Source organism: Nocardia coubleae NBRC 108252, from assembly GCF_001612805.1.
GTDB classification, from domain to species: Bacteria; Actinomycetota; Actinomycetes; order Mycobacteriales; family Mycobacteriaceae; genus Nocardia; species Nocardia coubleae.
The window spans coordinates 1-25,502 of the sequence record NZ_BDBD01000020.1; the positions used below are offsets into that span (position 1 = coordinate 1).

Consider the following 25,502-nt stretch of genomic DNA (forward strand, 5'->3'; position numbering starts at 1 on the left):
CCCAATACTGTCTGGGCGCAAGACAAAAAGGGCCCGGCACCACCGAAGTGGCGCCGGACCCTTCAAACCGAACTCAAGCCAGCACGTCGTGCCGAACGATCGTCTGGTCGCGGCCGGGCCCGACGCCGATGCACGAGATCCGCGCGCCCGAGAGCTCTTCCAGCCGAAGCACATACGCCTGCGCATTGGCCGGCAGATCCTCGAACGTGCGGGCGGCGGAGATGTCCTCCCACCAACCCGGCATCTCCTCGTAGATCGGCTTGGCGTGGTGGAACTCGGTCTGCGTGGTCGGCATCTGCTCGACCCGCTCGCCATCGATCTCGTACGCCACGCAGATCGGCACCGTGTCCAGCCCGGACAGCACGTCCAGTTTGGTGAGGAAGTAGTCGGTGACGCCGTTGACGCGGGTGGCGTACCGGCTGATCACGGCGTCGAACCAACCACAGCGGCGGGCGCGACCGGTGGTGACACCCACCTCGCCGCCGTTCTTGGCGAGGAACTCGCCGAAGTTGTCGAACAGTTCGGTCGGGAAGGGACCGGAGCCGACGCGGGTGGTGTAGCACTTGAGGATGCCGAGCACCGTGTCGATCTTGTTCGGGCCGATGCCCGAACCCACCGCGGCACCGCCCGCGGTCGGGTTCGAGGAGGTGACGAACGGGTAGGTGCCGTGGTCGACGTCGAGCAGGGTGCCCTGCGAGCCTTCCAGCAGCACGGTTTCGCCCCGCTCGAGCGCCAGGTTCAGCTCGAGGCGGGTGTCGGAGATGCGGTGCTTGAACGACTCGGCCTGCGCGAGCACCTCGTCCACCACCTGCTGCGGGTCGAGAGCGCGGCGGTTGTAGATCTTCACCAGCACCTGGTTCTTGAATTCCAGTGCGGCCTCGACCTTCTGGGTGAGGATCTTCTCGTCGAGCACATCCGCGACGCGCACGCCGACGCGGGCGACCTTGTCCTGGTAGCAGGGGCCGATGCCGCGACCGGTGGTGCCGATCTTGCGGTTGCCGAGGAAGCGTTCGGTGACCTTATCGATGGCCACGTGGTACGGCATGATCAGGTGCGCGTCGGCCGAGAGCAGCAGGCCGGAGGTGTCGACACCGCGCTCCTCGAGCCCGGCGAGTTCCTCGAGCAGCACACCGGGATCGACGACGACGCCGTTGCCGATGACGTTCTTCACACCGGGGGTGAGAATGCCGGACGGGATCAGGTGCAGCGCGAACTTGTCACCGTTGGGGAGCACCACCGTATGTCCGGCGTTGTTGCCGCCCTGATAACGGACTACCCACTGCAACCGCTCACCGAGCAGATCGGTAGCTTTGCCCTTACCCTCGTCGCCCCACTGGGCGCCGATGAGGACGATAGCCGGCATTTCGGAGTCTCCTACAGATCGACAGCAGCACGCTTGTACTGCAGCTACCTGCCGTACTGAGGCGGTGGCCGGAGACACAGTCTAGCCGACGGCACTCGCGTGCCCTGTCCAGCGCCCCGACCCGCGCCCGGCGGGCGTGCCATCATCGGTTACGGTTACTTGCCGGCAGGGGGATTGCCGCGCTCATGGGCGACACACCGTCGACCCGACCGAGGAGGGTGTACCGCAGTTTGAGTACCCACGTTCTCCGATGTGGTGACCTGCCGGTCCCGATCGCTCTCGCCTCACTCCCCACCACGCAGACCGAGCGGTTACCCGATGTCGGGGTGATCGACGAGCTGCTGCCGGTGCTGGCCGCCGACAGCCTGCCCCGCTTGATCGTGCTGGGCGACGACGCGGGCCTGGCGTCCGTGCTCACCCATCTGATGCGCACCGAACGGCTGCACGTGGAGATCGGCTACGTGCCGGTCGAGACCACTTATGCCTCGCGGGTCTATCAGACCGGCACCGGCAACGCGGCCGCCAAGACCGCACTGGAAGGCCGGGCCGTCGAGACGCCGCTGATCCGCGACGACACGGGCACGGTGCTGGTGGGCCGGGCGAGTATCACCGGCGTCGAGGGCGCCAAGCTGGAGGGCGAGGCCTATGTCGACGACACCTTGCTGTTCACCGGCACGGTGACGACCATGCTGATCTCCCCGACGATGGCGATGCCGGGTGTGCGTGCGCGGGTGCGCAAGGGTCTGCGCAAACGCGGCTGGGTCGGCGGGCGCGCCGCCCAGCTGGGTACGCCGGGTGCGGTCGTGACCCGCGACGGGATCACCGCCGAACGCACCGTCCCCCGCTCGACCTTCTACCGCTTCGAACAACCCTGGCTATTGGTGCGATGAGTTACTCCTTTCCCAGCACTCGGGGCGCGGTGCGCCCGAGTCCGGTCTTTCTGCTGATCGTGGCTGTCACCGTGCTGGGTGGCGCGCTGGCGTGGGACGCCGACGTGACCTCGGTGCGCGCCAAGGTCGGCGTGTTCGTGCTTGTGGTGTTCGGCTGGATCGTGAGTTTGTGCCTGCACGAATTCGCGCACGCCTATGTGGCGTGGCGGGCCGGTGATCACGATGTGGAGGCGCGTGGTTATCTCACGCTGAATCCGCTGAAATACAGCCATCCGGTGTTGTCGATCGTCTTACCGTTGCTGTTCATCGCGCTCGGCGGGATCGGTCTGCCGGGTGGCGCGGTTTACCTGGACACCACCCGATTCCGTTCGGGCATACAGCGTTTGGTGAGCGCGGTCGGCCCGTTCTCGAATCTGCTGTGCGCGATCGTGCTGCTGATCGTGATCCGTGCGATGGGCTCGTCCACCGAACACGCCGCCTTCTGGTTCGGGCTGAGTTTCCTGGCATTCCTGCAACTCACAGCATTCCTGCTGAACATCCTTCCGGTGCCGGGCCTCGACGGGTACGGGATCATCGAGCCGTCGCTGAGCTACCAGACGCGGCGCTCGCTCGACCAGTTCAAGCCGTACGGCATGTTGATTCTTTTCGCCGTCATCTTTTTCACCCCGCTCAGCCGGGTGTTCTTCGAGGCCGTGTACTTACTGTTCGATATTTCCGGCATCCCGCAGTATTGGGCGGGCAACGGTAGCCGGTTGACGCGCTTCTGGTACTGACAGCCCGGGTCAGTCCTCCGGCGGGACGTACGGATTCGGCACGGTCGGCGGGAGTAGCGCGATCGCGGAAATGCGTTGCATTCCGCACACCACCATCAGGTCGACCACGATCGAACGGATCTGGGCGAACACCACATGCGCTGAAAGGCCGGCGCCCACAACGAGTTCCGGGCGCGCGTTCTTGGCGACGCTGCGCAGGCAGCGGGCCGCCTCGGCCTGGTCGGGTTGCTCGCCCGGGTCGGCGAGCATCATCTTGCGCACCACGTCGGTGGCGCCGCCGAGCTGGCGGAGCAGGTCGATCAGGCGCGGATCGAGCACCTCGTCGTCGCGGACGAGGGTGAGCGAACGGCGCAGCAGCACGCGGGTGTTGCGCACGGCGTTGTCGAGCGGGTCGGCGGTGGCCCGGATGCGGGCGAGGCGTTTTCGCGAATTCCAGTACAGCGGGGAGATGCGGCTCACCTCGCGGCCACCCTCGAGCGCGGAGCGGAGTCCGTCGATCTGGCTCTGGGTGGCGCGCACGGCGGTGAGCGCGTCGTGCACCTTGTCCGCACTCTGCTCGAGCAGGCCGTCGGCGCACTCGGTCACGGATTTGCTCATCACGTCCAGCACCTGTGCGGCGTGCTCACGCGCGCGACGAACCGGATGCAGCGGGATGGCGGCCACCATCAACACCCCGACGAGGCCACCGACGAGCGCGTCGATCATGCGGGACGGACCCGCGCCCGGAGCCTGGTTCAACGTGGAGACGAGCACGGCCGAACCCGCCGCCTGAATCGTCATGATGGCCCCGGAGTCGAGGAACACCGACACCGCCATCGCACCGCCGACGACCAGCGCCACCTGCCACACACCGGTGCCCACCTGGGCGATGAACAGGTCACCGATACCGATGCCGACCGCGACACCGACAACCAGCTCCACCGAGCGGCGGATCCGTGCGCCGAACGAGATGCCGATCGACACCACGGCCGCCGTCGGGGCGAAGAACGGCTCGATATGGCCGATCACGTCGTGGGCGATGAACCAGGCCAGCGCGGCCCCCAGCGCGCACTGGATGATCGGGATCGCCGACAGCCGCAACCGCTCGACCGATTGCCGGAACCGGCCGACCGTACTCACCTTCGCGGCCGCTACGACGGGCGTAGCGACCTCGACGAACGGCCTGTGCTCGCTCACCTGCGAACGGCTAGTCGAGACCGAGTTCGGTGGCGGCGTTGGGGTCGCAGTCCTCGAGCAGGTCGAGGCAGCGGGCGTATTCCTCGGTCTCACCGATCACCTGCGCGGCCCTGGCCAGCGCGCCGACGCTGCGCAGGAAACCCTGGTTGGGTTCGTGCGACCACGGCACCGGGCCGAAACCCTTCCAGCCGTTGCGGCGCAGCAGGTCGAGGCCGCGGTGGTAGCCGGTGCGGGCGAAGGCGTAGGCGGCGACGGTGTCGTGATCGACCTCGCCGTTGCTGCGCTCGAGCGCCGCCTCGGCGAGCTGGGCCCACGCGATCGACGCGGCCGGATGATCGGCGGCGACCTTCACCGGGTCGGTGCCCGCCGCGATGGCGTCTTCGGCGTCGATCAGTTCAGGGAGGAGGACCGGCTGCGGTCCGAGCAGGTCACCGAAGGAGGTCATGGGTTCATTGTGCACCGCCACGCCCGCCCACCCCGCCACGGGTGATCGACGAACTCCCCCGCGCGCCGCACATTAGGCTGGGCGGGAGTTCAACGTTCGAGCCTGAGCGAGGGGTACTAGGTGTCCGACCCGACCGACGAGAACAACCCAGCAGCCGAGGACCGTGGTCCCGGTGCGGCCGGGACACACCATGACGCCGACCCGTCGCCCGACGAGTCGACCCGCCCGGGTTCCGAAGCGCCGAAATCGGTGCCGCACGCGGTGACCGAGCCGGAGCGCGCGACCGCCGGGACCTCGGAGACTGTTGTCATCCGGCGTAGTGAGCTGCCGGGCGATCAGGGTGCGGGACGTTCTTACGGGCCCGGGTTCAGACCTGCCGGTGGGACCGGTGCGCCGCAGGGTCCTGGTGCGCCGCAGGGTCCGGCCGGGCCGCGGGTGGGTGGTCCTCAGGGGCCCGGTTCTCAGCGTCCCGCCGGTCCGGGAAATCGTCCTCCCCAGGGTGGGAATCCGATGCCGCCGGGAGCGGGCAGCGCGGCGGGCCGTGGTCCGAACAACCCCGGCGCCGCCGGGCGGCCGGTCGATGCGCCGGGGGCCAACGGTCCCGGTAGCGCTCCAGGGGCGAACGGTCCGGGAAGCGCGTCCGGGGCGGCTGGGCGTCCCGTGAACGGGCCCGGAGCTGGATCGGTCGGGCGACCAGCGAGTGGGCCCCCGAACGATCGATCGGGCGCACCAGGGTCCGGTGACCCCAGGGCTGCAGGCGGGCGACCGGGGAACGCGCCAGGGCCGAACGGGCCCAACGCTTCTGGCGCACCACAAGGAGGTCGGCCCGGCCCGCAGCAGGCGCCAGGACGTGCGGCGCCGGTCGCGCGGGCAACGAATGGCCCTGCTGCACAGCGTCCTCCGGTTGAACAGGACGGTCGAGGTCGCCCCGGAGGCGTTGTCGAGAGTCAGCAGAGCTCTGCGGGCGGGGCGCCCGCGAATCGGCCTAATCAGGGTGGCCACCCCGGTGGCGACGAGGGTGATACTCGCGGCGGTAGTGGTGGGGGCGGCGCGGAGCGTGGAGCCGGATCGCAGCAGCGTGGTGACCGGCCGTCGAATGCGCCGGGTGCGGCCGTCGGACGTGGCAGTGGGCAGGGCCCGGCTGCCGGGCAAGAACGCGAGCCGGGCGGAAAGCAGGGCTCGGCAGCGGCGGCGGGCGGATCGCCGTTGGCAGGGTTGTCGAAGGGACTGCCCGGGGAACCGACTGGCGGCGAAGACAATTCCCCGGTACAGCCTGATCCCGCAGGCCTCGGAGGGGCCGATGCGCCGACTACCGCGATGCGCATCCCCGGACGCGGACCGTCGACGTCTGCCGATCGAGGCGAGCAGGCTGCGGCAGATGTGCCGACCGTCGGGATGGAGCCGGGTGATCGTCCCACCGCCGGGCAGCAGGGTGCGCCCACTGACGCGCGTGGATCCGGTCCCGGCACAAGCGATTCGATCGAATCCTCCGGTGCGTCCACCAACCGTGATGCTTCCGCAGCAAACGCCGGCGTTTCGGCGGGGAGCCGAGGCGACGCGGAGCCCGTGGATCACTCGGGGGTTGATGAGCAGCGTGGCGAGCAGGGTCCAAATGCGGACGAACGAGCGATAATCGCGAATACTCCAGGCACACAAGGTGATTCGCGCAGGGAGCAGGCCGCACGCGAGAGTGAGCGGGCTGGAGCACCTGACGCCCGTGGTATGCGAGAAGAGACGCGCAGCGAGAACGGCGCGGGCGTCCGAGACGCCGAGTTCCGTGGCGCACTGGATGATTCGCGCGGTGAACAGGGCGGCGCCGACGCGGCAACCGCGCGGTTCGGGACTGCCAGGGCGGATTCGCGTTCCGAGGGCCAGGGTGGCGTCGGCAGTGCGAACGACCCGCAAGCTGGTGCGAGCGGCGCGAACACCGGACAGGCTGGTGCCGGCAGCGCGAACAGCGGTCGAGGTGGTGTCGGCGGGGCGAACACCGGGCAAGGTGGTGTCGGCGGAGCGGAAGCCGGCGGGAACGATGCGGGCCAGCCTCGGCCTGTTGGCTCTGAATCCGCTGTGCGTGAGGGTGATTCGCAGGGCTCGGATGCGACGGAGAAGTTCTCCACGAGTTCCGGGCAGCAGGGCGGAAGTTCCCGGGCGCAGGACCAGGCGGGCGGGAGCGACGATAGGACTCGCGGCGGCGTGACTGGAGCTGCGGCCGCTGCGGCTGGGGCTGCTGCCGGGGTCGGCGGGTTGTCGAAGAAGGGCGAGAGTTCTTCCGGCACGGGCGAATCCGGGTCGGAGGATCAGACCGTTGCTATGCGCGTGGTCAATCCCGCGGATGCGCCTACTACCACTTTTCCGGTGCAGCGGGGGACGGATCGGGTTGTCGGTGGACGGGCTGTAACGCCGCCGCCCAGCACGCCGCGGGGTCCTGCGGGGCCGAGGCAGGCAGGGCAGCAGGGAGCGCAGGGGCCCGGTGTCGAGGACGCGCGCCCGTCGGGACCGCAGGGTGGCCGCGGGGCCGGGGCCGAAGACAGACGGCCGTCCGCACCCCAAGGACCCCAGGGGCCAGGCGCTCCACGCGGACCGCAGGGAGCCGGCGTCGAAGACACACGGCCATCCGCATCACAAGGTCCGCGCGGACCGCAAGGACCGCAAGGACCGCAAGGACCGGGATCGTCTCGCGGGCCGCAAGGACCGCGGGCCGAAGACGCACGGCCATCGGCACCTCAAGGTCCGGGAGCTCCGCGCGGACTGCAAAAACCAGGGGCCGAGGAGATCCGCCCGTCTGCACCCCAGGGTCCGCAAGGGCCAGGAGCTCCTCGCGGACCGCAGGGACAGGGGATCGAGGAGACGCGCCCGTCGGCGCAGCATGGTGCGCAAGGAGCGGGTATCGCTCGTGGCCAAGGGCCGGGGGCACCTTCCCCTGCTGATATCCAGCCGACGCGGCCCGCGCATCACCTGGCGGATGGGCAGCGGCAGGTGGCACCTCCGCAGCGGATCGAGCCGGGTCAGCAAGGCGCCGCACCGCAGCAGCAGGCGAACGCCGGCGGGGCGGGTCGGTCGAAGCGGTTGGTGTTGGCGGCGGCGGGTGCGGCGGTGCTCGTCGTCGCGTTGATCGTGGGCTTCGTGCTGATGACGACGGGTGACAATTCGCCGGAGGGGCAGGTGCGGGCGGTGATCGGTGAGTACACCGACGCGCTGCGTGAGGGTGATCTCGAAACCCTGCGGTCCACCACCTGTGGACAGCTGCACGACTTCTACCAGGGCATCAGTACCGAACAGTTCCAGGGCGTGCATCAGCTCTCGACCGAGCAGGGCTCCATTCCGGTGGTCGACAGCGTGGACGCGGTGCGGATCACCGACGACACGGCGCTGGCCGAGGCCACGGTGTACACGGCGGCGGAGTCCAAGCGCACCGCACGCACCTTCGACCTGCAGAAGACCGACGGCGGCTGGAAGGTGTGCGACCCCACGGCGGCACCCTGAACCGGTGATGACCTGTCGTAGCGCCGGTCAGAGGTGCTATGACGGGTCACACATAACTGGTATCGGGCACTGTGCACCCAGTATCATTTTTCGGATCATGAGCACGGAACACACAACGTCGCAGCCGGACATCGATGCTGTGGTCCCGGAGGCGGCGCTGGTGGGCCAGCGCTTCGGATTCCGCGATCACTACGAGGTGGGGCGCGAGAAGATCCGCGAATTCGCCCGGGCGGTGCAGAACACGCACCTCGCGCACCAGAACGAAGTCGACGCCCGCAAGCTCGGCTACGACGCGGTGATCGCGCCGCCGACCTTCGCCTCGGTGATCGGCATGAGCGCTACCCGCGCCCTGCTCGACGGCGTACTCACCGAGTACGACCTGTCGCAGGTGCTGCAGACCGACCAGGTCTTCGAAATCTTCCACCCGATGCTGGCAGGCGACCGGATCCGCACGGAGATCGAGATCGAGTCGATCCGCCAGTTCGCCGACAACGACTTCGTCAATGTCGGGTTCAAGCTGGTGAACCAGCACGACGAGGTGGCGGTACAGGGAACGACGACCATCGTCGCGCGCCGCGGCGTGGAGGTCGACCCCAATATCGTCGAGGCCGTCGAGAACATCAGCATGCACCCGCGTCCCGGCGACACCGGCATCGCCGACGACCTGCTGATCCGCCGCACCGGTCCCGCGCCCGCCGTGCCGCCGCGCGAGTTCGTGCCCGTGCACACCGGCCCGGCGTTCGAATCGCTGACCAAGGGTATGGAGCTGCCGGTCGCCACGGCGCGCGTCACCCGCGGTGATCTCGCCAACTACGCGGGCGTCTCGGGCGACCCGAACCCGATCCACTTCAGCGACCGCGCCGCCGAACTGGCCGGCCTGCCGACCGTCGTCGCCCACGGCCTGCTCACCATGGGCCTGGCCGCCCAGTACCTCACGGACTGGCTGGGCGACCCGACCGCTATCGAGAAGCTGGCCGTGCGTTTCTCCGGTTTCGTCCCGGTCCCACCGACCGCGGCGGGCGAGATCCAGTTCTCCGGCAAGATCAAGTCGATCGATACCGACCGCCGCGCGGCGACCGTGCTGCTGAGCGGAACCTCGGAGGGCCGCAAGCTCTTCGGCCGCGCCGCCGCGGAGATCCGCCTGACCTGACCGAAGCCGCACCGCGTAGCTGATACGCGGTGTCACATGTCGCTTACCTGCGTGTTGTCGTGCCGCAACACCCCGCGCGCACGCTTCGTTGATGAACGGGAATGTGCGGTTCATCGAGGTGCACGGGTATCGGCGTGCGTATCGGATGGCCGGGACAGGTCCGCCGGTGCTGCTCATTCACGGCATCACCGACAGCTCCGGTACCTGGGCGCCCGTGTTCGACGCGCTCGCCGAGCACCACACCGTGATCGCACCCGACCTGCTCGGGCACGGTGAATCCGCGAAGCCGCGCGCCGATTACGCGGTGGCCGCCTATGCCAACGGCATGCGCGACCTGCTCAGCGTGCTCGGCATCGAACGGGCAACCGTGGTCGGGCACTCGCTCGGCGGCGGTATCGCCATGCAGTTCGCCTACCAGTTTCCGGAGAAGGTGGAGCGGATCGCGCTGGTGTGCCCGGCCGGCATGGGCGCGGGCGTGCACCCGGCGTTCCGGCTGGCCACGATCGCGGGCGCCGGTCCCGCGCTGATGGCCGTCACCAGTTGGCCGGTGCGCACGGCGGTGCGTGCCGTGATACCGCTGGTCACGGCGGTCGGCGGGTTGGGCCTCGGACCCGACGCCGAATACGTGCTCCGCCTCTACGGCGGCCTGGCCGAATCGGGCGCCCGCAACGCCTTCCTCCGGACCATCCGCGCGGCAGCCGACCGGCGCGGGCAGACCATCACCATGCTCGATCGCGGCTATCTCGCCGCCCACCTGCCCACCCTGGTCATCGGCGGCACGCGCGACACAGTCATCCCCTCCGGACACGCCACCCGCGCGCATCGCGCCTTCCCCGGCAGTCGCATCGAAATATTCACCGGCGCAGGGCATTTCCCGCACCACTTCGATCCGGACCGCTTCGTGACGCTCATCCGGCAGTTCATCGAGGAAACCGAACCGGCCGCCTACGATCCGCTGCGCTGGCAGCGCACCCTGCGCCGGGGCAGCCCCCTCGTCGCGCTGCCCACCCCGGAGCCGGATCCCCCGATGATGACCGAGCAGGGCTGATGCCCCGGCTACCATGCGGCCTATGAGTTACCCGCTGCCGCCGCAGGGCTACTACCGTCCGCCGGACCACCCGGAGTCGACCCTCGTGCTGGTGCTCGGGGTGATCGGGGTGTCGTTCTGCGGTCTCACCGCGCCGTTCGCCTGGCTGAAGGCCAAGTCGGCGCTGGCCGAGATCGACGCGTCCAACGGCACGATCGGCGGCCGTTCGCAGGTGTACGCGGGCTACATCATGGGCATCATCGGCTCCGCGATGCTCGGCATCATGCTGCTGTTCCTCGTGCTCGCGGTGGTACTCATGGTGATCGGTGCGTCGGCGGACACATCCACCTACTGAGCTAGCATCCTGCGGGTGATCGAACCAGAGGCCGACGTCGCGGGACCGACCGAGTGGGGTGAACATCCACACGGTCTCGGCCCGTGGGAGCAGGAGTACGGCACGCCCGTCCCCACCGACGAGCGCTACGACCCGGTGCTGCTCGCCGAGGGCGACCGCCGCAATGTGGTCGACGCCTACCGCTACTGGAAGCGTGAGGCGATCGTCGCCGACATCGACGCCCGCCGCTTCCCCTTCCACGTGGCCATCGAGAACTTCGGTCACGACGCCAATATCGGGACCGTGGTCCGCACCGCCAACGCCTTCGCCGCCGCCGCGGTGCACATCGTCGGCCGGCGCCGCTGGAACCGGCGCGGCGCCATGGTCACCGACCGCTACCAGCACCTCGTCCACCACACCGACCTGACCGAGCTGCGCGACTACGCCGCCCGCGAAGGACTCACCGTGGTGGCCGTCGACAATGTGCCCGGCTCGGTGCCGCTCGAAACCGCCCAGTTGCCGCGCGACTGCCTCCTGCTGTTCGGCCAGGAGGGACCCGGCGTGAGCGACGACGCGAAAGACGCTGCCGCCCTCACGGTTTCGATCTCGCAGTTCGGTTCGACCCGCAGCATCAACGCGGGGGTCGCGGCGGGCATCGCCATGCACACCTGGATCCGTCAGCACGCGGATCTGTCGCTGGCCTGGCCGATCACCTGAATCCCGCGCGTCACATCAGGTCTGCCACGCCACACCGGTCGCCACAGACCACAATTTCCTTGCCCCGCATGCACACCGACCTGGCAACATGGACCCCATGACCTCGCGTGGGGGCCGGCGCCCGCAGCCGACTGATACCGGATCCGTACCGACCCCTGCGCTGTGGTCCGAACGTGCCGACATGGCCGAGTCGGCCATCATCTCGCGCCACCTGCGCGCCCTGTGGGGTTGTCCCGGAACGGAATTGGGCGTCGTCGGCTGGCCTGCCACCCGCCGCGAGCGCCTGTTCGGCAGCTGGCACTACTGGTGGCAGGCGCATCTGCTCGACTGCGCGATCGACGCCGCGAACCGGGTACCGACACCGGCCCGGCGCAGGCGCATCGCCGCCATCGCGCGCTCGCACCGCATGCGCAACATCACCGGCTGGACCAACCGCTACTACGACGACATGGCCTGGCTGGCCATCGCCCTCGAACGCGCCGAACGCACCCAGGAACTCAGCGCGGCGCGCGGCGGTCTGCTCGCCCTGGAACAGCAGCTCTACAGCGCGTGGAACCCGGGGGTCGGCGGCGGCATCCCGTGGCGGGTGCGATCCGACTTCTACAACGCACCGGCGAACGGCCCCGCGGGCATCGCGCTGTTGCGACTGGGCCAGGTCGAACGCGCGCAGCAGATGGCCGACTGGCTGCACGACACCCTGCGCGACCCGCAGACCGGTCTCGTCCTCGACGGCATCCATCTGCCCTCCGGCGAGATCGAACGGCCCACGTTCACCTACTGCCAGGGGGTGGTGCTCGGCCTGGAGGCCGAGCTGGCGGTACACACCGACGACGACCGGCACATCGACCGCGCCGTCGACCTGGTCGACGCGGTGGAAGACCACATGACCCACCGGCTGGTGATCTCCGGCGGCGGCGGCGGCGACGGCGGCCTGTTCAACGGCATCCTCGCCCGCTACCTGGCCGTCGTCGCGCTGATGCTGCCGGGCGAGGGCAAACGCCCCGAGGCCGCGCGCCGCATCGCCGCGGCCATTGTGAAGACCTCGGCCACCGCCGCCTGGAGCAACCGCCTCGAGGTGGAGGGCGAACCGCTGTTCGGCTACGACTGGAGCAAACCGGCCCGCCTGCCGGGCGGTTCGGCGGGCGCGGGCAAGTTCACCGCGGGCGGTTCGGTGACCGCGTCGGTGGTTCCCGAACGCGACCTGTCGGTGCAGCTGTCGGGCTGGATGCTGATGGAAGCCGCCTACCAGGTGAGCGCCGCGGGCCTCTAGCGCTCGCCGACGCTCGCCTCGCACTCGACTTCGTAGTCCTCGGCGGGCTTGGCCATTTCCTGACGGTAGTGCCGGATGCCGATCACCGTGCCGATGATCAGGCCGACGACGAGGGTGCCGATCACCGCAGGCATCAACCACGACACCCGCTCGAGGAACTCACCCGCGTAATAGCCGATGAGCAGCAGCACCGGCGCCCAGATGATCGCACCGATGGTGCTGGCGATCGTGTACTTGCGGTGATCCATCCCGGCCGCGCCCGCGACCATCGGGCACAGCGTGCGCACCCACGGGATCCAGCGGGCGATCATCACCGCGAAGAACCCGTGCCGTTCCAGCAGATGCGTCACCTTCGCCAGGTTCTCGGTATTGATATAGCGGCCGTTCTTGCGCGCGACCACACGATGGCCGGTGCGTTGGCCGACCAGATACCCCACTTGGTTCCCGGCGATCGCCGCCAGCATGGTGCCGACGGACAGCCCCCACACCTGCGCTTCGCCGTTGGCGTGGGAGGCGAGCACGATACCCGCGGTGATCAGCATCGAATCGCCGGGCAGGAACAGCCCGATGATGAACGCGCATTCCAGGAACACGAACACCAGCACGACCGTGCAGACCACAGCGGGCCCGGCCGAGACCAGCGGATCGAAGCTGCCGACGGCGTAGGTGGATGGTCCCGCTGTCACGTCGATCAGAGCGTCTTGTTCGTCGAGACGGCCAGCTCGGCAGGCTCGGCGGGCACCACGGGCACCACGGGCAGAGCGCGGCGCGCGAGCACCTTCTTACCGACTGTGATGATGGCGGGCAGGATCGAGACGAACACGATCAGCAGGAAGATCGCTTCCACATGGTCGCGAATGAAGGGCACATTGCCGAGGAAGTAACCGATGATCGTCACGCCGCCGCCCCACAGCACGGCGCCGACGATGTCGAACGCCACGTACTTGCGGTAGCTCATCTTCGACACACCGGCGAGCACCGGCATGAACGTGCGGACGATCGGCACGAACCTGGCCAGGATGATCGTCTTGGGGCCGTGCTTCTCGAAGAACTCGTGGGTCTCGACGACGTACTGCTTCTTGAAGAAGCGGCTGTCCTCCTTGCGGAAGATCGCGGGCCCGATTTTTCGCCCGATCCAGTACGCGCACTGGTCGCCCGCGAACGCGGTCACGATCACCAGCGGGACGAGCACCCAGATGTTCGGGCTGCCCTGCGCGGCCAGCATGCCACCGGTGAACAGCAGCGAGTCACCGGGCAGCAACGGGAACAGCAGACCGGTCTCGATGAAGACAATCGCCAGGATGGCGGGTAGCACCGCGTTCTTCAGCCACGTGTCCTGGAGCAGATACATCGGGTCCAGCAACTGGGTCAACGCGAGGTTGTGCGTCATCACATCGGAAACCGCCAGCAAAGTCACGGGCCCCACAGTACCGGTCGTGGCTGTGAAGTGAATGGGTGTGGGCGACCTGGCGGAAACCAGCCGGTGAACTCATCGATCACTTCCTAACCTAGGGTGTGGCCTGACAGAATTGGTTTTTTGCTCCCCACAGACGGAGGTCACTGCTGTGCCTATCGCGACTCCGGAGGTCTACGCCGAGATGCTCGGCCGGGCCAAGGCGCACTCGTTCGCATTCCCGGCTATCAACTGCACTTCGTCGGAGACGATCAACGCCGCCATCAAGGGCTTCGCGGAGGCCGGGAGCGACGGCATCATCCAGTTCTCCACCGGTGGCGCCGAGTTCGCTTCGGGCCAGGGTGTGAAGGACATGGTCACCGGCGCGGTGGCGCTGGCCGAGTTCGCGCACGTGGTCGCCGCGAAGTACGATGTGACGATCGCGCTGCACACCGACCACTGCCCCAAGGACAAGCTGGACACCTACGTGCGTCCGCTGCTCGCCATCTCCCAGGAGCGCGTGAACAACGGCCTGAACCCGCTGTTCCAGTCGCATATGTGGGACGGCTCGGCCATCCCGATCGACGAGAACCTCGAGATCGCCAAGGAGCTGCTCAAGCTCTCGAAGGCCGCCAACATCATCCTCGAGGTCGAGATCGGCGTCGTCGGCGGTGAAGAGGACGGCGTAGAGGCCGAGATCAACGACAAGCTCTACACCTCGCCCGAGGACTTCGAGAAGACCATCGACGCGCTCGGCGCGGGCGAGAACGGCAAGTACCTGCTCGCCGCCACCTTCGGCAACGTGCACGGTGTGTACAAGCCGGGCAACGTGGTGCTCAAGCCGGAGGTGCTGGCCGAGGGCCAGCGCGTCGCCGCTGCCAAGCTGGGCCTTGGTGCGGACGCGCAGCCGTTCGACTTCGTGTTCCACGGCGGTTCGGGCTCACTGAAGTCGGAGATCGAGGACTCCCTGCGCTACGGCGTGGTGAAGATGAACGTCGACACCGACACCCAGTACGCCTTCACCCGTCCCGTCGCCGGGCACATGTTCACCAACTACGACGGTGTGCTCAAGATCGACGGCGAGGTCGGCAACAAGAAGACCTACGACCCGCGCAGCTACCTGAAGAAGGCCGAGTCCTCGATGGCCGCGCGCGTGCTCGAGGCCTGCAACGACCTCAAGTCGGCCGGTCGCTCCGTCAGCGGTTCCTGATCGAAGTATCGAACAAACGGGGCCCGAGCTCATGAGTCTTGATGTCCGTGTGCTCGGGCCCGTTCGACTGCTCGTCGGCGGTGAGCCGGTGGCGGTCGGCGGGCCCAAGCCGCGCGCGCTGCTTGCCGCGCTCACCGTCAACCGGCGGCGCGCGGTGTCGTCGGCTGTGCTCGCCGAGATGGTGTGGAACGAGGATCCGCCCGACTCGTACGCGGCGAGCCTGCAGGTGTTCGTCTCCAATATCCGCAAGGCGCTGCGCAACGCCGGGATCGATTCCGCACAGGTGCTGCGCACCGAGGGCGCCGGGTATCGGCTCGAAATCCCCGACACCGCGTGCGATCTCGGCCGTTTCGAGAACGCGCGCGAGGCCGGTTCGCGCTGCCTCGACGCCGGTGACCATCCCGGTGCGGCCAACCTGTTCGGCGCGGCGCTGCGGGAGTGGTCGGGGCGTGCCCTGGCCGATCTGGCCGGCCTGCAGTTCGCCGACGGGTTCGCCACCGCGATGAACGAGGAGCGGCTGCTCGCCGCCTCGGCCCGCATCGATGCCGAAATCGCCTGTGGGCGTTCGTCTTCGGTGATCGGCGAGTTGGTCACCATGACCAACGAGAATCCGCTGCGTGAACCGCTGTGGGGTCAGCTCATCACCGCGCTGTACCTGTCCGGTCGTCAGGCCGACGCGCTCGAGGCGTGCCGCCGGGTGCGTACCGTCCTCGCCGAGGAACTCGGCATCGATCCGGGCGCGGCGCTGATCGAACTCGAGCAGCGTGTTCTTCGCCAGGAACCGCTGAATGTGCAGGCCTTCAAGCGATCCGAGCAGGTCGCGGCGGCGATGACGGAGACCGTCACCGAGGTGCCGCGCTCGATCCGCAACGGCAACCTCCGCTTCGCCGACGGCCGCACCATCCCGATTCCGCACGGCGGCTTGCGAATCGGGCGCATGACCGACAACGAACTGGTCCTCGACGACCCCAAGGCGAGCCGCTACCACGCCCACATCATGCCCAGCCGCGCCGGTCTGCTGATCAAAGATCTGCATTCGGCCAACGGTGTCTATGTGAACGAATTGCCCATCGACAGTGGGGCTTTGCTGGGCGATGGGGACATCATCCGGATCGGTGCGACCGTCCTGACGTTCCTGGCGGTGAGCTGACCAGCGGGTCGGCGGCTGTCGGCGGTGCGACGGTGAGGTGGTACTGGGCCGCCGCATAAGTCGCGAGAATGACGCCCTCGGTGAGGCGGCGTGATCTTTCGGACTTCGCGAAGAGGCGGCGCAGGACGATCAGGCCGTCGGAGACGGTGAACAGCAGCGCGCCCAAGCCGTAGCGACTACGCGGGTCCTCGTTCGGAATGTTCAGCCCGGCAATGTTTTTCGCGTCGGGGGCCAGGGCAGGATCCGACGCGAGGGTCGCGGCGGTTCCGAGAGTCGCGCCGTACGCGGTGAGCGGCAGAGCCAGGGCAGGCGCCTTGGCGCGGAGCAGCGCGGCCGCGCCCGCCCAGGCGAGCAGACGCGGCACGGCGATCTCGGGACGGGGGCGGGCCCCACGCTGCCACCACAGCAGCGAGTAGCCCGTCTGCATCACCGCGAACGACGACGCGCCCGCGATGAGACGGCGGTCGTCGTCCGGGTCGATGAGCAGGACGTCGCCCACGGTGGCGGCGGCCAGCGAGCCGAGCAGGATCCGGCGCTCGGCCGGGTCAACGGCGCCGCCGGTCACCGCGTCGGCCGCGAGCAACGGCATCAGCAGCGGCTTGGCCACCCATTGCAGGCGTTCGCGGCCGGTGACGGCACCGAAAACGGTGACCGCCGCCGCCGCGAGATAGCCCGCTCGCAACGGACGCATCGTCAGAAGCTCGGTTCCTTCGGGGCGGGCGGCAGGGTGACGACCTGGCCCGCGTAGCTCAGTCCCGCGCCGAAGCCGAGCAGCAGCGCCAGCTGACCGCCCTTGGCCTTGCCGGTCACCAGCATCTCCTCCATGGCCAGCGGGATCGAGGCGGCCGAGGTGTTGCCGGTGTTCTCGATGTCGTTGGCCATCGGGATGTTCTCGGCGAGGCCGAGGTTCTTCTTCATCAGCTCGTTGATGCGGGCATTGGCCTGGTGCGGGATGAACACCTCGATGTCCTCCTTGGCCACACCGGAGGCGTCGAGCGCCGCCGACAGGGCGCGCGGCAGGGTGACCGCGGCCCACCGGAAGACCTTGGGGCCCTCCATGTGCAGCGACATCCGGCCGATCGGCTCCACCTCGGGATCGGTGCCCTGCATGGCCTGGGCCTTGTTCATGTAGGCGAGGAAGTCGACGTCCTGGGCAATGGCCTCGGCGTTCTCGCCGTCGCTGCCCCACACCGTCGGCGAGATGCCGTTCTCCTCGGCCGGGCCGACGACGACGGCGCCCGCGCCGTCACCGAAGATCATCGCGGTGCCGCGGTCGGTCGGGTCGAGACCGACGGTCATGGTCTCGGCGCCGATCACCAGCACGTATTCGGCCGAACCGGCGCGGATCAGGTCGGCGGCGACGCCGAGGCCGTAGCCGAAACCGCCGCAGCCGGAGGTGAGGTCGAACGCGGCGACACCGTTGAGGCCGAGGTCGTAGGCCACCGACGGCGCACCGTGCGGGGTGAGCTTGAGCCAGCTCGAGGTGCACAGCAGGACCGCGCCGATCTTGGCGCGGTCGACCGGGCTGTTCTTCAGCGCGCGCTCGCCCGCGGCCGCCGCGATCGAGCGGATGGTCTCGTCACCGCTGATCCAGCGCCGGTTGTGGATGCCGGTGCGTTCGTAGATCCAGTCTGGCGTCGAGTCGAGAACCTCACACACCTCGGCATTGCTGACGATGCGCTGCGGGCGGTACGCACCGATCCCGAGCATCGCGACATTGTCGCGACCTTTGTTGATTGCAATGCTCACCACGGGTGACTCACACGTCCTTCTCACTGCCGGACGGCTTCGTCGCCGTCCGAGTTTTCTGACGTTCAGGCTAACTCAGAGCCAAGTCGTCGAGACCGAGGATGGACCGGTATTCCAGCCCCTCGGCGGCGATCACCTGGTCAGCACCGGTTTCGCGGTCCACGACGGTGGCTACACCAACCACGATGGCGCCCGCGTCACGCAGCGCGCGCACGGCGGTGAGCGGCGAATTGCCGGTGGTTGTGGTGTCCTCGACCACCAGCACGCGCTTGCCGACGACATTGGGGCCTTCGATCTGGCGCTGCATGCCGTGGGCCTTGGCGGCCTTGCGGACGACGAAGGCATCGATCGGGCGACCGGGCGCGTGCATGACGGCCATCGCGACGGGATCGGCGCCCATGGTGAGCCCGCCGACGGCGTCGAAGTCCCAGTCGGCGACCAGCTCACGCAGCAGCGACCCGATCAGCGGGGCGGCCTGGTGGTGCAGCGTCGCGCGGCGCAGGTCGACGTAGTAGTCGGCCTCCTTGCCCGAGGACAGAGTCACCTTGCCGTGCACGACCGCGAGCTCGCGCACGAGCGCGGCCAACTGGTCGCGATCGGCTTCGGTGAGCGCCTGACGTGCCTGGTCGATCATGCGGTTTCCTTTCGGTCATCTGCGTGGGCCCTGCGCGATTACGCTACGCTGCCGCCGCCGGGGCCCACGCCATGCCCTAGGTCCTACCGCGTGCGTTGAACAGGCCGCGATTGAGCCGTGTGATGAGGGTGCGCGGAACCATCCCCGCCACCGTGGTGATGACCTTGTACTGCAGGCCGGGAACGCTGATGACCCGGCCCGCTTCCAGGTCGTGCAGGCAGCCGTCGACCACCTGATCCACCTCGAGCCACAGCGCCTTGGGCAGCGAACTCATCTCGATGCCGGCTCGCTCGTGGAACTCGGTGTGCACGAAGCCGGGGCACAGGGCCTGGATGCGCACACCGGTGCCCGACAGCCCGCCCGCGAGACCTTCGGTGAAGGCGACGACGTAAGCCTTCGACGCCGAATAGGTGGACCCGCGGCCGGGAACAAGTCCCGCCACGCTGGCCACATTCACGATCGAACCGTTCGCGGCCGCGATCATCGCGGGCAGCGCGGCCCTGGTGAGCTGCACGACCGAGGTGACGTTCACATCGAGCTGGGCCTGCAGCTCGGCGGGCTCGAGGGTCCAGAACTCCCCCGAATGCGCGAAACCGGCGTTGTTGACCAGGAATTGGAGGCCGGCCTCGGCACGTTCGGCGACGCGGGCGCGGTCGTCGTCATCGGCCAGGTCGGCGACGAGGACCTCGGCGGAGGTGGCGTACCGGCGGCCGAGTTCGTCGGCCAGGCCACGCAACCGCACCTCGTTCCTGGCGACGAGCACCAGGTCGTAGCCGAGCGCGGCGAGGCGGTGGGCGAAGCCGAGGCCGATGCCGGAGGTGGGGCCGGTGATCAGGGCGACGGGTCGGGACGCACCGGGCAGGCGCGCGGGGATATCGGTCATAGCTGGTCGATTCGGGTCGACGGGTGATGCCGTGTCACGGCATCGGGATCACTTCGGGACGGGGCCCTGGTAGGGGCGGAAGCCGGGGTGGAAGGGGCCGCCGGGCTGGTCGGAATCGTCGTCGGCGCGCTCTTCTTCTCCGCGCGGACGCGGTTCCTCCGTGCGCGGACGCGGCGGCTCCACGCGCGGGCGCGGTTCCGGGACGACGGCGAGCGACGGGCGCTTCGGCGGTTCGCCGAGCGGGCGGCGGCCGGGTGCGGGCTGGTCCTCGAAATCCGGGTCGTCGAGGTCGGGATCGAAATCCGGGTCGGCCGCGAAGGCGGGTTTGCGCGGCGGCAGACGGTCGTAGTCGTCGTCGGGTGCCTGGGCGGGGCGCGCGGGGAACAGCGGTTCGGCGGCGCGGCCGTAGTGGTCGTCGACATCGGTTTCGTCGTCGGGACCGGGGAAGCGGGCGCGGCCGTCGGTATCGGGCACGCGGGCGGCCGGAGCGTAGTCGTCGTCGTACTCGTCGCGGAAACCATCGGGCGACGGTTCGCCGATTCCCGAACGGGGACGGGTGTATTCGTTCGGCTCGGCCACCGGCGGCAGCACATGCAGCAGACCCGACAGGCGGAGCACGGCGTCGATCGCGGTCTCCCAGTCCTTGGATCCGCTGCCGACCGGGAGCATGCCGAGGGTCCAGTTGCCCTCGCTCCACAGCATCTGCACGGTGTCGGACAGGGATTCGATGAAGCCGACCATCCGCTGGTCGACGGCGTGCCGGGCGATCTCGGGGTCGGTGGCGAACACGACCCGGTCGCCGATGGCGCCGAGCAGTTCCAGATCGTGGTCCTTGGGCGGCGACGCGGTCTTGAGCCGCATGTCGACATCGATCTCGGACCCGATCTGGCGGCGCACGGCCACCAGGGTTGCGGCGTCTTCCAGGTCGAAGAGCACGAACTTCTCGCCCTTACGGATGCCGGAGACCACGTCGACCGCGGACAGGTACCCGAGCTTGGTCAGCGCGCCGCGCCGCCATGTCGAGGCGAGGGCGGGCTCCACCGACACATAGGTATAGCCCTGGGACTTCGCCCACACCTGGCGGGCGTGTCCGGTGCGCTGTCGCTGGACCCGATCGAAATACAGCAGTACGACCGCACCAACGAGTGCGATCGCCGCCAAGCCGAACCACATAGCCGTCATCGTCGCCTAGCCTATCCAGCCGTCGCCGTGATTGCCCGGTAGCACCGGGGATTCGACGCGCGGGTCGCTCATCGGGGGCCGCTCGGGAGCGCCGTGCTGATGATGATCTTGGCGCGGATCGACCCGTCTGGGTTCTTGTCGCCCTGCACCATAACCATGTCACCCACCGGAAGTTCGCTCGCCTTGGTGGTGGTCAGCGAGATCACCTGCGTGGCCTCGTCGATCAGCACCCGCACACTCGACCCGCCGAGGGTGCTCATGGTGATCTCGGAGCCGGTGTTGGCGGTGATGCTGCCCATGGTGGCGCCGAGGTCTTCGGTGCCACCGAGGCCGGGTAAGCCGGGCAGGCCGCTCGCGCTCGGCGGCGCGGTCGGCGTGGTTTGCCTGGTCGGTGGTTGCAGGGTCTGGGTGGTGGGTGGTGCGGCGGCGGTGTCGTTGTCGGAACCGTCGCCACCGGTGAGCATCAGACCGGCCAGGATGCCGCCGAAGGCGATGAGCGCCACGACGGCCAGGCCGAGCGCGATCCACAGTCCGGTGTGCTTCTTGGGCGGTTCCTGGTCGCCGTCCTGTGGGCGCGGTGGATATTCGGGCTGCTGTTGCGGCCCGTAGCCCGGCGGCGGGGCGGGCGGGTATCCCTGCCCGTAGGCCGGTTGGGGCGCGGGTTGCTCTGCGGGATAACCACTTTCATACGGTCCCCATTGAGCGTCGTGCGGCGGTAGTGCCTGGGTGGGGTTCGACGGTTGTCCCCACTCGTCGAACCCACCGCCGTACGGCCGTGTGGTTTCGTTCCCTGGCGAACCCAGCCGTTCCGTCGGCGAATCCTCCGGGCGTTGTCCCCACGGATCGTTCGGATTCGTCATGTCCCCAGCGTAGGTCAGCCCGGCGCGTAGAGAGGGTCCTACGCACCGGGCTGTGGATAAATCATGAACTGTGGACAACTTCGCGTCCGACGACCAGCTTGTCGGCGGCGTCGTCCACACTCACCGACACCGTGTCGCCATCGGTGACCGTGCCGGAGAGCAGTTCCTTGGCCAGGCTGTCGCCGATGGCCTGCTGGATCAGCCTGCGCAGCGGGCGCGCGCCGTAGGCGGGGTCGTAACCGCGCACCGCGAGCCACTGCTTGGCCTCCTCGGTGACATCGAGGGTGAGCCTGCGCTGCGACAACCGCTTCTGCAGCTGACGCAGGTTGATGTCGACGATCGACTCCAGCTGTTTCGCGTCGAGCGCGTGGAACATCACCACGTCGTCGAGCCGGTTGAGGAACTCCGGCTTGAACGCTCGGCGCACCGCGTCCATCACCTGGTCCTTGGTGCCACCGGCACCCAGGTTGGAGGTGAGGATGAGGATGGTGTTGCGGAAATCGACCGTGCGGCCCTGGCTGTCGGTGAGCCTGCCCTCGTCGAGCACCTGCAGCAGGATGTCGAACACGTCCGGGTGTGCCTTCTCGATCTCGTCGAACAGCACCACCGAATACGGCCGCCTGCGCACCGCTTCGGTGAGCTGACCACCCTGGTCGTACCCGACGTAACCGGGCGGCGCACCGACCAGGCGAGCCACCGAGTGCTTCTCGCTGTACTCGCTCATATCGATGCGGACCATGGCGCGTTCGTCGGCGAACAGGAACTCCGCCAGCGACTTGGCCAGCTCGGTCTTACCGACACCGGTCGGCCCGACGAACATGAACGAGCCCGTCGGCCGGTTCGGGTCGGCCACCCCCGCACGCGAGCGGCGCACCGCGTCGGACACCGCCTGCACAGCCTCCTGCTGCCCGACGACCCGCCCGGCGAGCTCGGTCTCCATGCGCAGCAGCTTGGCGGTCTCACCCTCGAGCATCCGCCCCACCGGCACACCGGTCCACGACGACACCACATCGGCGATGTCGTCCGGAGTGACCTCCTCGTTGAGCATCACCTCACCGCTCGCGGCGGCACCGCTGGCCTCTTCGGCCGCGGCCAGCTGCTTCTCCAGCGCCGGGATGCGGCCGTAGCGCAGCTCGGCGGCCTTGCCGAGATCACCGTCGCGTTCGGCGCGTTCGGATTCGCCACGCAGGCGCTCGAGCTCCTCCTTGAGCCCGCGCACCGAGTCGATGGCGTTCTTCTCGTTCTGCCAGCGGGTGGTGAGCTGGTTGAGCTTCTCGCGGTCGTCGGCGAGCTCCTGGCGCAGTTTCTCCAGGCGCTGCTTGGACGCCTCGTCGGTTTCCTTCTCGAGCGCGACCTCCTCGATCTCGAGGCGCCGCACCGCGCGCTCCACCTCGTCGATTTCGACCGGGCGCGAGTCGATTTCCATGCGCAGCCGCGACGCCGACTCGTCGATCAGGTCGATCGCCTTGTCCGGCAGGAAGCGGGAGGTGATGTAGCGGTCCGACAGCGTCGCGGCCGCCACCAGCGCGGAGTCGGTGATCCGCACACCGTGGTGCACCTCGTAGCGTTCCTTGATGCCGCGCAGGATGCCGATGGTGTCGGCCACCGTCGGCTCGCCGACCAGCACCTGCTGGAAGCGGCGTTCCAGTGCGGCGTCCTTCTCGATGTACTTGCGGTACTCGTCGAGCGTCGTCGCGCCGACCAAGCGCAGCTCACCGCGCGCGAGCAGCGGTTTGATCATGTTGCCCGCGTCCATCGACGAGTCGCCGGTGCTGCCCGCGCCGACGATGGTGTGCAGCTCGTCGATGAAGGTGATGATCTCGCCCGCGCTGTTCTTGATGTCGTCGAGCACGGCCTTGAGCCGCTCCTCGAACTCGCCGCGATACTTCGCGCCCGCGACCATCGCGCCGAGGTCGAGCGAGATGACCTTCTTGCCGCGCAACGACTCCGGCACGTCACCGTCGACGATGCGCTTGGCGAGGCCCTCGACGATGGCGGTCTTGCCGACGCCCGGTTCACCGATGAGCACCGGGTTGTTCTTGGTGCGCCGCGAAAGTACCTGCACCACACGGCGGATCTCGGTGTCGCGGCCGATCACCGGGTCGAGCTTGCCGGTGCGGGCGGCCTCGGTGAGGTCGGTCGAGTACTTCTCGAGTGCCTGGTAGGAGGCTTCGGGGTCGGGATTGGTGACCCGCGCACTGCCGCGCACCGTGGTGAAGGCGTCACGCAACGCCTCGGGGGTGGCGCCGTGCCTGCGCAGCAGCTCGGCGACCTCGCCGCTGCCGTCGGCCAGGCCGACCAGCAGGTTCTCGGTGGAGACATATTCGTCGCCGAGTTCGGTGGCCAGTCTTTGCGCGGCGGTGATCGCGGCCAGCGCCTCGCGGCCGAGCTGAGGGGTGGTCGTGGCGCCGGTGGCGCGCGGCAGCCGGTCGACGAGGTCGCCCGCTTCCCGTTCGACGGTCGCGGGGTCGACACCGATGGCCTTGAGCAGCGGGGCGGCGATGCCATCGGTCTGATCCAGCAACGCCACCAGCAAGTGCGCCGGACGGATCTCCGGGTTGCCCGCCGCCGACGCGGCCTGCAGGGCGGCCGTCAGGGCCGCCTGGGTCTTGGTGGTGGGATTGAACGAGTCCACTGGTCTCCTCGGGGTAATTCCGGTATCGACTTGTTCAACGTCGGCAAAGTTGAGTCTGTTCCGCTCAACTTAATCTTTTTCTCGCCGGTTCGCCACGCCGCCTCACGCTACGCCGCATGTCGGAGCCCCCTCAGCCTAGGATTGCGGTGCCTGGATCACCCCCGATACGAGGAGTTGTCGACCATGCGCGCCATCGTGGTTCACAAGTTCGGTGCCACGCCCGAACTCGCCGATATGCCGGTGCCCGAACCCGGTCCGGGTGAAGTGCAGGTCGCCTTGGACGCCGCGGGGGTGAACCCGTTCGACCTGAAGATGGCCGACGGGCTGCTCGAAGGAAAAATGCCGACCGACTTCCCGATGATCCTCGGCGTGGACGGCGCGGGCACCGTGTCGGCGGTCGGGTCGGGCGTCACCTCGTTCGCCGTTGGCGACAAGGTGGTCGGCAAATTCCTGACCGCCCCCGCAGGCCACGGCAGCTGGGCCCAGTACGCGACGGTCCCCGAAGACGCCACGCTGGTGAAGATCCCCGACGGCATCACCACGGTCGCCGCCGCCGCCCTGCCCATCGCCGGGCTCACCGCCCAGGACCTGGTCGACGCCGCCCACATCCAGCCCGGCCAGACCGTGCTGATCGTCGGCGCCACCGGCGGTGTCGGTTCCTTCCTTGTACAGCTGGCCAATATCGCGGGCGCCCACGTGATCGCGACCGCCCGCGCCGACGCCACCGACCAGGTCGCCCGCCTCGGCGCCGCCGAAACCGTCGACTACACCCAGGCCCGCCCCGACCCGCACGACCCGTCCACCCAGGTCGACTCGAACATCGTCGACGCCGTGCGCGCCACCCACCCCGACGGCATCGACGTCCTGTTCGACCTGGTCAGCACCGCACCCGCCTTCGCCGACCACGCCACCCTCGTCCGGCGCGGCGGCCACGCCTACACCACCGTCTGGGCCGCCGACGAGCAGGCACTCACCGAGCGCGGCATCACCGGCGGCAACTTCGAATCCAAAGGACGCGGTCCGGAACTGAGCCGCTTGCTCGGGCGTGTGGCGGCAGGGGATGTGGTGGTCCCGGTGCAGATGACGGTGCCGCTGGAAACCGCTCCCGCCGTACTCGGCGCGGGGAGTGCACGTGGAAAGACCGTCCTGGCAATCTGATCCAACCGCATCGACTCCAG

General features: G+C 68.6%; 23 protein-coding genes. 11 read left to right on the top strand and 12 right to left on the bottom strand.

Translation table 11 applies throughout. From position 1 onward, the window contains the following. Positions 1–73: 73 nt before the first annotated feature. Positions 74–1,363, bottom strand: a complete 1,290-nt coding sequence (locus NCO8_RS22515; protein WP_067484365.1) for an adenylosuccinate synthase — start codon at positions 1,361–1,363, stop codon at positions 74–76. Between the two features lie 230 nt (positions 1,364–1,593). On the opposite strand from NCO8_RS22515, the gene NCO8_RS22520 reads away from it, so the two are divergent. Together NCO8_RS22520 and NCO8_RS22525 are read left to right on the top strand one after the other, a co-directional pair. Continuing rightward, positions 1,594–2,253 (top strand): hypothetical protein, encoded by a 660-nt coding sequence (locus NCO8_RS22520; RefSeq protein WP_245655461.1) that lies wholly within the window; start codon positions 1,594–1,596, stop codon positions 2,251–2,253. Further along, positions 2,250–3,026, top strand: coding sequence for a site-2 protease family protein (locus NCO8_RS22525; RefSeq protein WP_067642137.1), 777 nt, complete (start codon positions 2,250–2,252; stop codon positions 3,024–3,026). The genes NCO8_RS22520 and NCO8_RS22525 overlap by 4 nt, the downstream gene beginning before the upstream one ends. Before the next feature lie 9 nt (positions 3,027–3,035). Here the strand turns inward: NCO8_RS22525 and NCO8_RS22530 are convergent, their stop codons facing one another. Both NCO8_RS22530 and NCO8_RS22535 read right to left on the bottom strand, forming a co-directional pair. Beyond that, positions 3,036–4,145, bottom strand: a complete 1,110-nt coding sequence (locus NCO8_RS22530; RefSeq protein WP_067642175.1) for an FUSC family protein — start codon at positions 4,143–4,145, stop codon at positions 3,036–3,038. Between the two features lie 67 nt (positions 4,146–4,212). After that, positions 4,213–4,647 (bottom strand): DUF3151 domain-containing protein, encoded by a 435-nt coding sequence (locus NCO8_RS22535; RefSeq protein WP_067642176.1) that lies wholly within the window; start codon positions 4,645–4,647, stop codon positions 4,213–4,215. Positions 4,648–7,623: 2,976 nt separating this feature from the next. Between NCO8_RS22535 and NCO8_RS22540 the strand changes: the two genes are divergently transcribed. From NCO8_RS22540 to NCO8_RS22565, 6 genes are all read left to right on the top strand, one after another. Continuing rightward, entirely contained in the window at positions 7,624–8,130 is a 507-nt protein-coding gene (locus NCO8_RS22540; RefSeq protein ID WP_067642138.1) for an Rv0361 family membrane protein, read from the top strand. 97 nt (positions 8,131–8,227) lie between these two features. Continuing rightward, on the top strand, positions 8,228–9,280 hold the full coding sequence (locus NCO8_RS22545; RefSeq protein ID WP_067642139.1) for a fused (3R)-hydroxyacyl-ACP dehydratase subunits HadA/HadB: 1,053 nt from the start codon (positions 8,228–8,230) through the stop codon (positions 9,278–9,280). Positions 9,281–9,371: 91 nt separating this feature from the next. Further along, positions 9,372–10,328, top strand: coding sequence for an alpha/beta fold hydrolase (locus NCO8_RS22550; protein WP_067642140.1), 957 nt, complete (start codon positions 9,372–9,374; stop codon positions 10,326–10,328). A 22-nt stretch (positions 10,329–10,350) separates the two neighbouring features. Continuing rightward, positions 10,351–10,662, top strand: coding sequence for a DUF4190 domain-containing protein (locus NCO8_RS22555; protein ID WP_067642141.1), 312 nt, complete (start codon positions 10,351–10,353; stop codon positions 10,660–10,662). A gap of 15 nt (positions 10,663–10,677) precedes the next feature. After that, complete coding sequence (locus NCO8_RS22560; protein WP_245655462.1) at positions 10,678–11,358, top strand: TrmH family RNA methyltransferase; 681 nt, start codon at positions 10,678–10,680, stop codon at positions 11,356–11,358. A gap of 181 nt (positions 11,359–11,539) precedes the next feature. After that, complete coding sequence (locus NCO8_RS22565; RefSeq protein ID WP_067642143.1) at positions 11,540–12,628, top strand: glycoside hydrolase family 76 protein; 1,089 nt, start codon at positions 11,540–11,542, stop codon at positions 12,626–12,628. Here NCO8_RS22565 and NCO8_RS22570 read toward each other — a convergent pair. Both NCO8_RS22570 and NCO8_RS22575 read right to left on the bottom strand, forming a co-directional pair. Continuing rightward, entirely contained in the window at positions 12,625–13,314 is a 690-nt protein-coding gene (locus NCO8_RS22570) for a DedA family protein (RefSeq protein ID WP_067484333.1), read from the bottom strand. The two genes, NCO8_RS22565 and NCO8_RS22570, sit on opposite strands and share 4 nt — an antisense overlap. A gap of 5 nt (positions 13,315–13,319) precedes the next feature. Further along, positions 13,320–14,021 carry a DedA family protein gene (locus NCO8_RS22575; protein WP_371851925.1) on the bottom strand — a complete coding sequence of 234 codons (702 nt, stop codon included), beginning with the start codon at positions 14,019–14,021 and terminating at the stop codon, positions 13,320–13,322. Positions 14,022–14,193: 172 nt separating this feature from the next. Here NCO8_RS22575 and fbaA point away from each other — a divergent pair, with 172 nt between their 5' ends. Both fbaA and NCO8_RS22585 read left to right on the top strand, forming a co-directional pair. Continuing rightward, entirely contained in the window at positions 14,194–15,231 is a 1,038-nt protein-coding gene (gene fbaA, locus NCO8_RS22580; RefSeq protein WP_067484330.1) for a class II fructose-bisphosphate aldolase, read from the top strand. Positions 15,232–15,262: 31 nt separating this feature from the next. Beyond that, a complete protein-coding gene (locus NCO8_RS22585; RefSeq protein ID WP_067642144.1) occupies positions 15,263–16,381 on the top strand; it encodes a BTAD domain-containing putative transcriptional regulator in 1,119 nt (372 codons plus the stop codon). Here the strand turns inward: NCO8_RS22585 and NCO8_RS22590 are convergent. From NCO8_RS22590 to clpB, 7 genes are all read right to left on the bottom strand, one after another. Continuing rightward, positions 16,335–17,072: a lysoplasmalogenase gene (locus NCO8_RS22590; RefSeq protein ID WP_067642145.1), complete on the bottom strand. Its 738-nt coding sequence runs from the start codon at positions 17,070–17,072 to the stop codon at positions 16,335–16,337. The two genes, NCO8_RS22585 and NCO8_RS22590, sit on opposite strands and share 47 nt — an antisense overlap. A gap of 2 nt (positions 17,073–17,074) precedes the next feature. Further along, positions 17,075–18,133 (bottom strand): beta-ketoacyl-ACP synthase 3, encoded by a 1,059-nt coding sequence (locus NCO8_RS22595; RefSeq protein WP_067484322.1) that lies wholly within the window; start codon positions 18,131–18,133, stop codon positions 17,075–17,077. A gap of 67 nt (positions 18,134–18,200) precedes the next feature. Continuing rightward, a complete protein-coding gene (gene pyrE, locus NCO8_RS22600) occupies positions 18,201–18,764 on the bottom strand; it encodes an orotate phosphoribosyltransferase (protein ID WP_067484319.1) in 564 nt (187 codons plus the stop codon). 76 nt (positions 18,765–18,840) lie between these two features. Then, on the bottom strand, positions 18,841–19,647 hold the full coding sequence (locus NCO8_RS22605) for an SDR family NAD(P)-dependent oxidoreductase (RefSeq protein WP_067642146.1): 807 nt from the start codon (positions 19,645–19,647) through the stop codon (positions 18,841–18,843). A gap of 48 nt (positions 19,648–19,695) precedes the next feature. Beyond that, on the bottom strand, positions 19,696–20,829 hold the full coding sequence (locus NCO8_RS22610) for a TtfA family protein (protein WP_245655463.1): 1,134 nt from the start codon (positions 20,827–20,829) through the stop codon (positions 19,696–19,698). 68 nt (positions 20,830–20,897) lie between these two features. Next, positions 20,898–21,689, bottom strand: a complete 792-nt coding sequence (locus tag NCO8_RS22615; RefSeq protein WP_067642148.1) for a DUF5666 domain-containing protein — start codon at positions 21,687–21,689, stop codon at positions 20,898–20,900. A 61-nt stretch (positions 21,690–21,750) separates the two neighbouring features. Next, positions 21,751–24,324: an ATP-dependent chaperone ClpB gene (gene clpB / locus NCO8_RS22620; protein ID WP_067642149.1), complete on the bottom strand. Its 2,574-nt coding sequence runs from the start codon at positions 24,322–24,324 to the stop codon at positions 21,751–21,753. 183 nt (positions 24,325–24,507) lie between these two features. On the opposite strand from clpB, the gene NCO8_RS22625 reads away from it, so the two are divergent. Then, complete coding sequence (locus NCO8_RS22625) at positions 24,508–25,482, top strand: NADP-dependent oxidoreductase (RefSeq protein ID WP_067642150.1); 975 nt, start codon at positions 24,508–24,510, stop codon at positions 25,480–25,482. Positions 25,483–25,502: the final 20 nt, after the last annotated feature.

Coding starts and splice junctions, on each gene's coding strand:
- NCO8_RS22515 (WP_067484365.1), bottom strand. CDS start 1,363: ATGCCGGCTATCGTCCTCATCGGCGCCCAGTGGGGCGACGAGGGTAAG.
- NCO8_RS22610 (WP_245655463.1), bottom strand. CDS start 20,829: ATGACGGCTATGTGGTTCGGCTTGGCGGCGATCGCACTCGTTGGTGCG.
- NCO8_RS22555 (WP_067642141.1), top strand. CDS start 10,351: ATGAGTTACCCGCTGCCGCCGCAGGGCTACTACCGTCCGCCGGACCAC.
- NCO8_RS22535 (WP_067642176.1), bottom strand. CDS start 4,647: ATGACCTCCTTCGGTGACCTGCTCGGACCGCAGCCGGTCCTCCTCCCT.
- NCO8_RS22605 (WP_067642146.1), bottom strand. CDS start 19,647: ATGACCGATATCCCCGCGCGCCTGCCCGGTGCGTCCCGACCCGTCGCC.
- NCO8_RS22565 (WP_067642143.1), top strand. CDS start 11,540: ATGGCCGAGTCGGCCATCATCTCGCGCCACCTGCGCGCCCTGTGGGGT.
- NCO8_RS22585 (WP_067642144.1), top strand. CDS start 15,263: ATGAGTCTTGATGTCCGTGTGCTCGGGCCCGTTCGACTGCTCGTCGGC.
- NCO8_RS22550 (WP_067642140.1), top strand. CDS start 9,372: ATGAACGGGAATGTGCGGTTCATCGAGGTGCACGGGTATCGGCGTGCG.
- NCO8_RS22615 (WP_067642148.1), bottom strand. CDS start 21,689: ATGACGAATCCGAACGATCCGTGGGGACAACGCCCGGAGGATTCGCCG.
- NCO8_RS22590 (WP_067642145.1), bottom strand. CDS start 17,072: ATGCGTCCGTTGCGAGCGGGCTATCTCGCGGCGGCGGCGGTCACCGTT.
- NCO8_RS22545 (WP_067642139.1), top strand. CDS start 8,228: ATGAGCACGGAACACACAACGTCGCAGCCGGACATCGATGCTGTGGTC.
- pyrE (WP_067484319.1), bottom strand. CDS start 18,764: ATGATCGACCAGGCACGTCAGGCGCTCACCGAAGCCGATCGCGACCAG.
- NCO8_RS22525 (WP_067642137.1), top strand. CDS start 2,250: ATGAGTTACTCCTTTCCCAGCACTCGGGGCGCGGTGCGCCCGAGTCCG.
- NCO8_RS22625 (WP_067642150.1), top strand. CDS start 24,508: ATGCGCGCCATCGTGGTTCACAAGTTCGGTGCCACGCCCGAACTCGCC.